Source organism: Ruminococcus sp. 1001136sp1 (genome assembly GCF_039841815.1).
In the GTDB taxonomy this organism is placed as follows: Bacteria; Bacillota; Clostridia; order Lachnospirales; family Lachnospiraceae; genus Blautia_A; species Blautia_A faecis.
This window is the reverse complement of the sequence record NZ_JBDPGY010000018.1, coordinates 14,103-26,199: the sequence shown is the minus strand read 5'-3', so window position 1 is coordinate 26,199 and position 12,097 is coordinate 14,103. Positions and strand designations below refer to the sequence as shown.

Sequence of the window (12,097 nt, the reverse complement as noted above, 5' to 3'; positions counted from 1 at the left end):
GGTTGTTAGGTCTTTAACAACGATTAAGTAATCAACACTGAAAGGAGTCTTAAAATGATTTACACTACTGAAGTTGAAAACATGTGCCCAGTAGCTAAGGGTGCAAAACATGAGCCAGCTCCGATCCCGGAAGAAGGCCAGTGGGTCCATGCAAAGAAAATTGAAGATATCTCTGGTTTTACACATGGTGTAGGCTGGTGTGCTCCTCAGCAGGGTGCCTGTAAACTGTCCTTAAATGTTAAGAATGGTGTAATCGAGGAAGCCCTTATTGAGACAATCGGATGCTCCGGTATGACACATTCTGCAGCTATGGCAGCAGAGGTTCTTCAGGGTAAGACAATTCTTGAAGCATTAAATACAGACCTTGTCTGTGATGCAATCAATACAGCAATGAGAGAACTGTTCCTTCAGATCGTTTACGGACGTACTCAGAGTGCTTTCTCTGATGACGGTCTTGCTGTTGGTGCAGGTCTTGAGGACCTTGGTAAAGGCCTTCGTTCCCAGGTTGGTACAATGTACGCTACCAAGGAAAAAGGAGTTCGTTACCTGGAAATGGCAGAGGGCTATGTAACAGGTATTGCTCTTGACGAAGACAACGAAGTAATCGGATATCAGTTCGTTTCTCTTGGAAAAATGACTGACTTTATCAAAAAAGGTGATGATCCTAACACTGCATGGGAGAAGGCAAAAGGTCAGTATGGCCGTGTAGCTGATGCTGTTAAGATTATTGACCCAAGAAAAGAGTAAGCCACAAGCGAAAGGAGACGAACAGAAATGGCATTATTTGAAGGATATGAGAGAAGAATTGCTCAGATCAATTCTGTATTAAATAGCTATGGAATCAGCTCTATCGAAGAAGCTGAGAAAATCACAAAAGACGCTGGTCTTGATGTATATGACCAGGTTAAGAAAATTCAGCCGATCTGCTTTGAGAATGCTGCATGGGCTTACACAGTAGGTGCTGCAATCGCAATCAAGAAAGGTTGCAAGAGAGCTGCTGACGCTGCTGCAGCTATCGGAGAAGGACTTCAGGCTTTCTGTATTCCTGGATCTGTTGCTGACCACAGAAAAGTAGGTCTTGGACATGGAAATCTTGGTAAAATGCTCCTTGAGGAAGAGACAGAGTGCTTCTGCTTCTTAGCAGGACATGAGTCTTTCGCAGCTGCTGAGGGTGCTATCGGTATCGCTGAGAAAGCAAACAAAGTACGTCAGAAACCATTACGTGTTATCCTGAACGGACTTGGAAAAGATGCTGCCCAGATCATTTCTCGTATCAACGGATTCACATTTGTTGAGACAAAATACGATTACAAAGAAGCTAAATTAAACGTAATCTATGAGAAACCATATTCAAACGGACTTCGTGCTACTGTAAAATGCTACGGTGCAGATGATGTTCAGGAAGGTGTTGCTATCATGCATCACGAGAACGTTGGTGTTTCCATCACTGGTAACTCCACTAACCCGACTCGTTTCCAGCATCCGGTTGCAGGTACATACAAGAAAGAATGTATCGAGCAGGGTAAAAAATACTTCTCCGTTGCTTCCGGCGGTGGTACAGGACGTACTCTTCACCCAGACAACATGGCAGCAGGTCCTGCTTCCTACGGTATGACAGATACTATGGGACGTATGCACTCTGATGCACAGTTCGCTGGATCCTCTTCCGTACCGGCTCACGTTGAGATGATGGGTCTTATCGGAATGGGTAACAACCCGATGGTTGGTGCTACTGTTGCTGTAGCTGTTTCTGTTGAGGAAGCTGCTAAGGCTGGTAAGTTCTAATAATTGAATAAACTATAATTGCTATGCAGCAATGAAATTGGGCATTCTGTACAAAATACAGGGTGCTCATTTTTTATCCGCAAAGTCAACACGCAGGCTCTGCCTGCGTCATGCCCACACAAACAATTTCGCGTGGGCAAAATGAGAGTGGAATTCTGAATGCATATATATAATGATACCAGTGTCAAAAGGTCAAAAAGCTGTTCGTGCTTGCACGATAAGGCTTTTGAGCTTGGGACACGCCAAATATGAGAAAGTAGCGATTTACGCAGTAAATCAGCGGATTTCGAATATTTGGAGGATTGCGGGAGCAGCGTAGCTGCGTAGCAATCCGGGTATCAAATGAGTGTCAAAAGACCTTTTGACACTCATATCATATAATGTGGATGCTAAAATCTGACTTCTATTCACAGAAATTTTCACAAACCCATCAAATCTCCCTCACAATTTCATCACAGATTTCAGGTATATTAATAATCAAACAAAGGCGATAACCTTTTTAATCGTATAGATCATATTTTCTTTTTCATACTTGCCAGGACTTTTTGATAAGCCCTGGCCCTCCTTTTTTCGGGGCAAAATCAGCCCGACAGATTCCATTGACGAAAACATAATTCTATGGTAAAACTTTACTATGCCAATACATTACAGGAGGTTGACCCGAAATGGCAAAAGAAGCAAAGACAAATGCAATGCGAATGCTGGACAGACAGAAGGTAAAGTATGAAACACTTGCCTATGAATGTGATGAATTTATTGATGGAATCCATTGTGCGGATATTACAGGAGCGCCTTATGAGCAGTCCTTTAAAACGCTTGTGATGGAAGGGAAAAGCGGCGAATATTATGTATTTGTAGTTCCGATCGAGAAAGAAGTGGACCGGAAAGCGGCTGCCAAGGCTGTAGGAGAGAAGGCTGTGGATATGATCCATGTGAAAGATATTACGAAGATCACAGGCTATGTTCGCGGTGGCTGCAGCCCTATTGGAATGAAGAAACCTTTTCCCACGGTTTTTGATGCTTCGGCAGGAAATTTTCAGGAAATTTATGTAAGCGGGGGGAGAATCGGCCTGACCTTGAAAGTGCCGGTAGCGGATCTTCTGAAAGTGACAGGCGGCAAACTGGCTGCAATCACAGCAGAAGAGTAAGAAACATATATTTTACAGAAAACAAAGCGAAATATGCTAAAATATTTATAAAGAAAACACTGCATGCTGCTATATGTCAAATGCCTTTTTCAAACACACTCTGGCACAGTCGGCAGTGCGAATCAGAAACAAATGATAAAGTGTTCCTGATAAGGGTTCGGTAAGCAAAAGCCACCAGCAAATGTATTATATTAAGCTCGCCAGACGAGCAGCAAGGAGGATTTATGAGAGAAGGAAAGAAGTTTAAGAAACTATTGATCGGGGTCGCAGCGGCTGCTATGACCATGCTTTGTACCTTGCCGGTATCAGCGGCAACTAAATCGTTTAAACCGATCACAGTAAAAGCAGGCAGATGTATTCATTTATTGAATACCAATATTCAGTCAAATGCGATTACGAATTACAGTTACCGCATTCAGCCGCAGAGTTCCGGCACCAGATATGATATTGTATATGCATATGGCGGAGAAGCAGAAGCTTTGAAGGGCGCCAGAACAGATTCCGGCCAGATCATTAACAACACATACATTAAGAGCAGCACCTCTTCCAATCAGGGAATGATCGCCTGCCTTAAGGTTACATCAGGTTCTGTGAAGCTTAGCGTGAAAATTACCTCACCGAATGCCAAGAGCAAGATTACAGCAGCATACCAGAGTTCCAGTCACAGTCCATTGAAGAACACAAGGACCATCAAGAAAGGTCAGTGGATCAAGATGACAAGAACCGGAAGCAATCTTTCTACTTTACCATTAATTGTTGCGGCTAAAAAGGGTGCTAACATTAATCGCAGATTAAACACAACCTCTTATGAAAATTACAGCTTCAAGTCCAAGTATGTGGCATTCAGACGCTACACCAATAAGAAGGGCGGCAAACTCTATAAGAGAAAATATCTGACTACCAATGGAAGCACCAAGTATCATTTTATGCTGATTCCACAGAGCTCTGCCGGAAGATCTTATACAGGTGTTCTGACCACGAAGAAAGGCAATGTAACTTATTACTATCCGTCTGATTATATCAAGGTAAGCGGATATGCAGGAAACAGTAAATAAACCCTGAACCCATTTTCAAACATGCTCTAGAAAAGCAAACAGCAATATCTGCGAAAAGCTCCTCCTGTCAGTTGATTTGACAGGAGGAGCTTTTTAAGAATGTGTTTGGAAAATTTGCGTCGTATATCTTGCGGAAAGACTTTTCAAACGCGTTTTAATTATCCTGAGCGTCTTCTTCAGTAATCTCAAAGACATGGCGCTTTTTAGCCATCTCATCACTTGCAAGATATTCGTCATAAGTAGTGATCTTGTCAATCATAGTACCATTTGGAAGGATTTCCATAATACGGTTTGCAGTTGTCTGAACAAACTGATGATCATGAGAGGTGAAAAGAATTACCCCCGGGAACTTGATCAGACCATTGTTCAATGCAGTGATGGACTCCATGTCCAGATGGTTGGTAGGCTCATCCAGAATCAGGATGTTGGCACCGGAAATCATCATTTTGGAAAGAAGGCAGCGAACCTTCTCGCCACCGGAAAGTACGCGGACACGTTTCACACCATCCTCACCAGGGAAGAGCATACGTCCAAGGAAACCACGCACATAAGTGGCGTCCTTGATCTCAGAATACTGTGTCAGCCAGTCTGTGATCGTAAGATCGTTATCGAATTCCTGAGTATTGTCTTTGGGAAAATAAGCCTGGGTGGTAGTGATTCCCCATTTGTAATTACCTTCATCCGGTTCCATTTCTCCAGTGATGATCTTGAAGAAAGTAGTGATCGCCTGCTCATTGGCACCAACGAAAGCAACCTTGTCCTCACGTCCAAGAGTGAAGGAAATGTTATCCAGAACCTTCACGCCATCAATTGTTTTGGAAAGATTTTCGACCATGAGAACTTCATTTCCAATTTCACGGTTCGGGCGGAAATCAATGTATGGATATTTACGGCTGGAAGGACGCATGTCATCCAGCTGGATTTTCTCAAGGGCTCTCTTACGGGAGGTTGCCTGCTTGGACTTGGAAGCGTTAGCACTGAATCGGGAAATAAATTCCTGGAGCTCTTTGATCTTCTCTTCTTTTTTCTTATTTGCTTCTTTCATCTGCTTGATCAGAAGCTGGCTGGATTCATACCAGAAATCATAGTTACCAGCGTACAGCTGAATTTTGCCATAATCAATATCAGCAGTCTGTGTACAAACCTTGTTCAGGAAGTAACGGTCATGGGATACCACGATAACAGTATTATCAAAATTGATCAGGAATTCTTCAAGCCACTCAATCGCGGGAAGATCCAGATGGTTGGTAGGCTCATCCAGCAGCAGAATGTCAGGATTTCCGAAAAGTGCCTGTGCAAGAAGAACCTTGACCTTCATGCTACCGGTCAGGTCAGCCATCTGTGCATAGTGGAATTCAGTGTCAATTCCAAGACCGTTCAGAAGAGTAGCAGCATCGGATTCTGCTTCCCATCCGTTCATCTCTGCGAATTCACCTTCAAGCTCGCTGGCACGGATTCCGTCTTCGTCGGTAAAATCCTCCTTGGCGTAAATGGCTTCCTTCTCTTTCATGATCTCATAGAGACGAAGGTTACCCATAATTACAGTGTCGAGAACTGTATAGGCATCATATTTGAAGTGATCCTGCTGTAAAAAAGAGAGACGTTGTCCTGGTGTGATCACAATGTCGCCCTTGGTAGGCTCCAGCTGACCGGAAAGAATCTTCAGAAATGTAGATTTTCCTGCACCGTTGGCGCCAATAAGTCCGTAGCAGTTTCCTTCTGTAAATTTGATATTAACATCTTCGAAAAGAGCTTTCTTTCCAACTCGCAAAGTAATATTGTTTGCTGAAATCATATTTTCCTCCTATATTAAAACGTTATCCTTATAAATACACATATAATGATAAGTATAGCCGATTTTCATTTTATCGTAAACTGGCAAATTTGCAACAATTATTTCTTGTTTAAAGGCTGTTTTACAGCAGAAACATGGAGAAAACTTACAAAATCCAAAAACCTTAGACTTTACAAAAAAAAAAGCCGCTGTTATAATGGCTGAATATAATGCCAGAATGAATAAAAGCTCCGGAAGTTTTTTCTAAAAGGTGGTGTACGGTGCTGCTTCCCTGGCATTCAACTGGAGGAAAAATTATGCCGAAGAAACAGATATATCTTACCGGTTTTATGGGAACCGGTAAAAGTATGATCCTGAATTGCCTGCATGAGGTATGCGGTTTTGACAAAATTGAGATGGATGAGCAGATTGTTCAGGAACAGGGAATGAGCATTCCAGAAATTTTTGAAAAAAAAGGGGAAGAATATTTTCGGAATCTGGAGACCGAACTTGTAAAAAAAATTTCTGCCATGGATAATATCGTAGTATCGTGTGGCGGAGGAACTGTAATGCGTCAGTGCAATATAGATGAGATGAAGAAGAATGGAACGATTGTTCTTTTGACAGCAGAACCAGAGACTGTTTACGAAAGAGTGAAAGGCAGCCACAACAGACCTCTTCTGGAAAAAAATATGAATCCGGAATACATAAAAGAATTGATGGAGGCAAGGCGTCCCAAGTATGAAGCTGCTGCAGACTTTGTTATAAAAACAGACAATCGGACAGCGGAAGAAATCTGCCTGGAAATAAATAAACGTCTAAAAATAGTCGATAACTAAAAATAGTGTGAAATTAATGTTAAAAAAATTAAAAAACTATTGAAATAGAAGTTGAAAATTGCTATAATTTGAACATACTGGGAGGGGAAGAGAAGAAAAGGGACATAATATAAGAATCAGTATGATTTGTGTCCAGTAAGGAGAAGGTACAGACATGTTTATTACAAGAGAGTGCGATTACGCAGCAAGAGTTCTTCGGGCACTGTCAGGGGAAACTCGCCTTAGCGTTAATGAAATCTGCGAGAAGGAATCCATTACCGCTCCCTTTGCCTATAAGATACTAAAGAAACTTCAGAAAGCCGGTATTGTGAAAGGATATCGCGGAGTCCATGGTGGATATGCCATGAATAAATCACTTGGTGAACTGACTCTGTTTGACGTATATAAGGCTATTGACCCGGATTTGTTCATTATAGAATGTATGGCTTCAGGTTATGAGTGTCCAACAGATGGAAAAGGAGATCATCTTCCTTGCTACATGCACAGAGAACTCTGTGAGATTCAGCAGGGGGTGTGGGAAATGCTTAAGAGAAAATCCCTTCAGGAAGTTCTCATGCCGGAAATGTAATATGCTAAAAAGCTGGTCAGACTCCATAAAGGAGTATCTGGCTGGCTTTTTTTATGCTTACTGGTAATCTTTGTATGTGATAATATACAAAAATCAAAATAGACATCATTGGAAGATTATGCTATAATGTCATATGGACTTTTAGACACATTGTGTCTAGAAATATTATTTTCATCATACCTTTAAGGAGGAAAAACAAACTATGGCAAGAAAGATGAAAACCATGGATGGTAACCATGCAGCCGCTCATGCATCATACGCTTTTTCTGATGTAGCTGCAATTTACCCGATCACCCCTTCATCTGTTATGGCTGAGGCTACAGACGAGTGGGCAACCCAGGGAAGAAAGAACATCTTTGGACAGGAAGTACAGGTAACAGAGATGCAGTCTGAGGCTGGTGCAGCTGGTGCAGTACACGGATCTCTTGCAGCTGGTGCCCTTACTACTACCTATACAGCATCCCAGGGTCTGTTACTGATGATCCCGAACCTTTACAAGATCGCTGGTGAGCAGCTTCCGGGTGTATTCAACGTATCCGCTCGTGCACTTGCTTCCCACGCACTTTCCATTTTCGGAGATCATTCCGATGTTATGGCCTGTCGTCAGACTGGTTGCGCAATGCTGTGTGAGTCTTCCGTACAGGAAGTTATGGACCTTACTCCGGTAGCACACCTTGCAGCAATCAAGGGAAAAGTTCCGTTCATCAACTTCTTCGATGGATTCCGTACATCTCACGAGATCCAGAAGATTGAGACATGGGATTATGAAGACCTGAAAGATATGGCAGATATGGACGCTATCCAGGCATTCCGTGATCACGCACTGAATCCGAACCATCCATGTCAGAGAGGTTCCGCTCAGAACCCGGATATCTTCTTCCAGGCAAGAGAAGCATGTAACCCATACTACGATGCTCTTCCGGCAGTCGTACAGGAGTACATGGACAAAGTTAACGCTAAGATCGGTACTGATTACAAGCTGTTCAACTACTATGGAGCAGCAGACGCAGAGCACGTTATCGTAGCTATGGGTTCTGTAAATGATACCATCGAGGAGACAATCGACTACTTAATGGCAGCTGGCAGAAAAGTTGGTGTTGTTAAAGTTCGTCTTTACAGACCATTCTGTGCACAGGCTCTTATCGATGCTATTCCTGAGACAGTTAAACAGATCACAGTTCTGGACAGAACAAAAGAGCCAGGAGCTCAGGGCGAGCCTCTGTATCTTGATGTTGTTGCTGCACTTAAGAACAGCAAATTTGACGGCGTTAAGATCTTCTCCGGACGTTACGGACTTGGTTCCAAGGACACTACACCGGCTCAGATCGTAGCTGTTTATGACAATGCTGAGAAAGAGAAATTTACTCTTGGTATCGTTGATGATGTTACAAACCTTTCCCTTGAGACAGGCGCTCCGCTTGTAACCACTCCAGAGGGAACAACAAACTGTAAGTTCTGGGGACTTGGTGCTGATGGTACTGTAGGTGCTAACAAGAACTCCATCAAGATCATCGGTGACAATACAGATATGTACGCTCAGGCATACTTTGATTATGACTCCAAGAAGTCAGGTGGTGTTACAATGTCCCACCTTCGTTTTGGTAAGAAACCGATCAAATCTACCTACCTGATCCACAAAGCAAACTTTGTAGCATGCCACAATCCGTCCTATGTGAACAAATATAACATGGTACAGGAACTGGTTGACGGCGGTACATTCCTTCTGAACTGTGCATGGGATATGGAAGGTCTTGAGAAACATCTTCCAGGACAGGTTAAGGCATTCATCGCTAACCACGGTATCAAATTCTACACCATCGACGGTGTTAAGATCGGTATCGAGACTGGCATGGGACCAACACGTATCAATACAATCCTTCAGTCCGCGTTCTTCAAACTTACCGGAATCATTCCGGAGGAGCAGGCTATCGAGCTTATGAAAGCTGCTGCGAAAGCAACATACGGACGTAAAGGTGATGATGTTGTTCAGAAGAACTGGGCAGCTATCGATGCTGGTGCTAAGCAGGTTGTTGAGATTCAGGTTCCAGAGAGCTGGAAAGATGCTGCAGACGAGGGTCTTCATATGACTCACGCTACAGAAGGACGTCAGGAAGTTGTTGATTTCGTTAACAACATCCAGGCTAAGGTTAATGCTCAGGAAGGTAATACACTGCCTGTATCTGCATTTAAAGATTATGTTGACGGTACTACACCATCCGGTGCTGCTGCATACGAGAAACGTGGTATCGCTGTAAATATCCCTGTATGGAATCCGGAGAACTGTATCCAGTGTAACAGATGTGCTTATGTCTGCCCGCACGCAGTTATCCGTCCGGTAGCTCTTACAGCTGAAGAGGCTGCAAATGCTCCAGAGGGAATCAAGACATTACCAATGACTGGTATGAAAGATGAGTATCAGTTCACAATGACTGTATCCGCTCTTGACTGTACAGGATGTGGTTCCTGTGCGAACGTCTGCCCAGGCAAGAAAGGTGCTAAGGCACTTGCTATGGAAAACCTTGAAGCAAACATGGGAGAGCAGAAATACTTCGATTACGGTGTAACTCTTCCGGTTAAAGAAGACGTTATCGCTAAATTCAAAGAGACAACTGTTAAGGGAAGCCAGTTCAAACAGCCGCTTCTTGAGTTCTCAGGAGCTTGTGCTGGATGTGGTGAGACACCTTACGCAAAACTGATCACCCAGCTGTTTGGTGACAGAATGTACATTGCAAACGCTACAGGATGCTCCTCTATCTGGGGTAACTCCTCACCTTCTACACCATATACCGTAAATGCTAAGGGACAGGGTCCTGCATGGGGCAACTCCTTATTTGAGGATAATGCTGAGTTCGGTTATGGTATGCTTCTTGCTCAGAAAGCTATCCGTGATGGCCTGAAAGCAAAAATTGAAGATGTTGTAGCTAACGGTGACAATGCAGACGTTAAAGCTGCTGGTCAGGAATGGCTGGATACTTTCGCATGCGGTGCTACCAACGGTGCAGCAACAGAGAAACTGGTTGCAGCTCTTGAGGCTTGCGGATGCGACAAAGCAAAAGACATTCTTACACAGAAAGACTTCCTTGCTAAGAAATCCCAGTGGATCTTCGGTGGTGACGGATGGGCTTACGATATCGGATTCGGTGGTGTTGACCATGTTCTCGCAAGCGGACGTGACATCAACGTTATGGTATTCGATACAGAGGTTTACTCCAACACAGGCGGACAGTCTTCCAAGTCTACACCTACAGGTGCGATCGCACAGTTCGCAGCTGGCGGTAAAGAGACCAAGAAGAAAGATATGGCTTCTATCGCAATGAGCTATGGTTATGTATATGTTGCTCAGATCTCTATGGGAGCTGACTTCAACCAGGCTATCAAAGCAATTGCAGAGGCAGAGGCTTATCCGGGACCATCCCTTATCATTGCATACGCTCCATGTATCAACCATGGTATTAAGAAAGGTATGTCAAAAGCTCAGACAGAGGAAGAGCTTGCTGTTAAGTGTGGATACTGGCACAACTTCCGCTTCAATCCAGCTGCTGAGGGAAGCAAGTTCAGCCTTGATTCCAAAGCACCGGATATGACAGATTATCAGGAATTCCTGAACGGTGAGGTTCGTTACAACTCCTTACAGCGTCAGAATCCTGAGAAAGCTGCCAGACTGTTCGCTAAGAACCAGTCCGAGGCTAAGGCAAGATACGAGTATCTGCAGAAGCTGATCACTCTGTACGGAACAGAGGAATAAGAATTACCCGCGGCAAGTCCGCATTATAAATATATAATATAAACATGTAATGTTTATTATGTCGTAGCGTAAAGTGAGCCTGCGATACTGCCTGAAAAGGGTGGTATCACAGGCTTTTCTTGTGTGGATTAAATTCTGGGTGGCTACGGTGACTGACGTAGGCGCAGCAGATGAAAAATCAGACAAGTCAATATGGCGGTTGCTTAATATTCGATGTACCCGATCAGTTCAGTTACTGTCAGAAGTGCTAGTGCAAATAGGAAAGCATTCACGTATAATGAAAATAACAAAAAACACGATAATAACAAGAAGGGAGATGTTTTTATGAACAAAAAAATGAGACTGTGGGTGGCTGGAACAGTTGGAGTCTTAATGACAGGCCTGATGAGCGTGAATGCTTATGCACTTGAAGAAAAGGATGTTATTGGAACCTGGTATGTAAATGAGCTTTCCATGGGTGGAGACATTTTGTTTCATCCAGGAGTAATGGGAATGGAAGTGACCGTGGATATTAAAGAAGGCGGTCAGATGGAAACCATAACGTCCTACAGTGGGGAAGAACCAGAGGCAGATCAATCAGAGTGGAAAATAGAAAATGATAAATTGTTGATGACTTATAGCGATCAAACGGTAGAATGTGAGTATGCTGATGGCAAAATAACGATAACTGCAGATGGAACGACAATGATCCTAAGCCAGGAAAAGGAAGAGTATGAGCCATATGTACCAGGCAAACCGGTGGAAAACCCGACCATGGAGGATTTCAAAGGAGAATGGATCTGCACTTTGATGGATGCATTTGGAATGCAGATGCCTGTCAATTCTGAACTGACCGGATTTGAGATGATGTTGTCTATTCAGGAAGATAAGTCTGAGCTTATCGTAATTGAAAGCGGAGAAGAGGGCAGAGCTGAACTCCAGGGAGAAATGGATGGAAATATTCTGGTATTGAAAACTGCAGCGGGAGATGAGGCTGGAACTATGCTTTTCAGTTGTGATACTATGAGGCTCAGTTTATTAGATGATGGAAAACTGTGTTTTGAACCAGAGTCTGATGGCAGTGAAGAAGAAACTTCTGAAACAGATGGGGAGGACTTCTCCGTAAAGACATATTTTGACAAAATAGATGTTGTAGAATAGTGTAAAATACTGCCGCACCAGAATTGCATGATTCTGGTGCGGC

The 12,097-nt window shown here is 43.3% G+C and carries 9 protein-coding genes; 8 read left to right on the top strand and 1 reads right to left on the bottom strand.

Going from position 1 to position 12,097, the window contains the following annotated elements; translation table 11 throughout:
• Positions 1-54: 54 nt before the first annotated feature.
• From ABHC48_RS15520 to ABHC48_RS15505, 4 genes are all read left to right on the top strand, one after another.
• Positions 55-747, top strand: a complete 693-nt coding sequence (locus ABHC48_RS15520) for an iron-sulfur cluster assembly scaffold protein (protein ID WP_118581434.1) — start codon at positions 55-57, stop codon at positions 745-747.
• 27 nt (positions 748-774) lie between these two features.
• A complete protein-coding gene (locus tag ABHC48_RS15515; protein WP_118581437.1) occupies positions 775-1,785 on the top strand; it encodes a GGGtGRT protein in 1,011 nt (336 codons plus the stop codon).
• A gap of 665 nt (positions 1,786-2,450) precedes the next feature.
• A complete protein-coding gene (gene ybaK / locus ABHC48_RS15510) occupies positions 2,451-2,933 on the top strand; it encodes a Cys-tRNA(Pro) deacylase (RefSeq protein WP_195700147.1) in 483 nt (160 codons plus the stop codon).
• A gap of 224 nt (positions 2,934-3,157) precedes the next feature.
• The gene (locus ABHC48_RS15505; protein ID WP_173719454.1) at positions 3,158-3,988 is read left to right on the top strand and encodes a hypothetical protein; all 831 of its coding nucleotides are present in this window, start codon (positions 3,158-3,160) and stop codon (positions 3,986-3,988) included.
• Between the two features lie 154 nt (positions 3,989-4,142).
• On the opposite strand, the gene ABHC48_RS15500 is transcribed toward ABHC48_RS15505, so the two are convergent.
• On the bottom strand, positions 4,143-5,783 hold the full coding sequence (locus ABHC48_RS15500) for an ATP-binding cassette domain-containing protein (protein WP_118581462.1): 1,641 nt from the start codon (positions 5,781-5,783) through the stop codon (positions 4,143-4,145).
• Between the two features lie 296 nt (positions 5,784-6,079).
• On the opposite strand from ABHC48_RS15500, the gene ABHC48_RS15495 reads away from it, so the two are divergent.
• The 4 genes from ABHC48_RS15495 to ABHC48_RS15480 all read left to right on the top strand — a co-directional run bounded on the left by ABHC48_RS15495 (position 6,080) and on the right by ABHC48_RS15480 (position 12,054).
• Entirely contained in the window at positions 6,080-6,601 is a 522-nt protein-coding gene (locus tag ABHC48_RS15495; RefSeq protein ID WP_195700146.1) for a shikimate kinase, read from the top strand.
• 154 nt (positions 6,602-6,755) lie between these two features.
• Positions 6,756-7,169: an Rrf2 family transcriptional regulator gene (locus ABHC48_RS15490; RefSeq protein WP_118581465.1), complete on the top strand. Its 414-nt coding sequence runs from the start codon at positions 6,756-6,758 to the stop codon at positions 7,167-7,169.
• 202 nt (positions 7,170-7,371) lie between these two features.
• On the top strand, positions 7,372-10,914 hold the full coding sequence (gene nifJ / locus ABHC48_RS15485) for a pyruvate:ferredoxin (flavodoxin) oxidoreductase (RefSeq protein WP_195588995.1): 3,543 nt from the start codon (positions 7,372-7,374) through the stop codon (positions 10,912-10,914).
• Between the two features lie 324 nt (positions 10,915-11,238).
• On the top strand, positions 11,239-12,054 hold the full coding sequence (locus ABHC48_RS15480; RefSeq protein WP_118581471.1) for a hypothetical protein: 816 nt from the start codon (positions 11,239-11,241) through the stop codon (positions 12,052-12,054).
• Positions 12,055-12,097: the final 43 nt, after the last annotated feature.

Bases quoted from the DNA above. Each gene is read 5' to 3' on its own strand.
- ABHC48_RS15520 (WP_118581434.1), top strand. From the start codon at position 55: ATGATTTACACTACTGAAGTTGAAAACATGTGCCCAGTAGCTAAGGGT.
- ABHC48_RS15515 (WP_118581437.1), top strand. From the start codon at position 775: ATGGCATTATTTGAAGGATATGAGAGAAGAATTGCTCAGATCAATTCT.
- ybaK (WP_195700147.1), top strand. From the start codon at position 2,451: ATGGCAAAAGAAGCAAAGACAAATGCAATGCGAATGCTGGACAGACAG.
- ABHC48_RS15505 (WP_173719454.1), top strand. From the start codon at position 3,158: ATGAGAGAAGGAAAGAAGTTTAAGAAACTATTGATCGGGGTCGCAGCG.
- ABHC48_RS15500 (WP_118581462.1), bottom strand. From the start codon at position 5,783: ATGATTTCAGCAAACAATATTACTTTGCGAGTTGGAAAGAAAGCTCTT.
- ABHC48_RS15495 (WP_195700146.1), top strand. From the start codon at position 6,080: ATGCCGAAGAAACAGATATATCTTACCGGTTTTATGGGAACCGGTAAA.
- ABHC48_RS15490 (WP_118581465.1), top strand. From the start codon at position 6,756: ATGTTTATTACAAGAGAGTGCGATTACGCAGCAAGAGTTCTTCGGGCA.
- nifJ (WP_195588995.1), top strand. From the start codon at position 7,372: ATGGCAAGAAAGATGAAAACCATGGATGGTAACCATGCAGCCGCTCAT.
- ABHC48_RS15480 (WP_118581471.1), top strand. From the start codon at position 11,239: ATGAACAAAAAAATGAGACTGTGGGTGGCTGGAACAGTTGGAGTCTTA.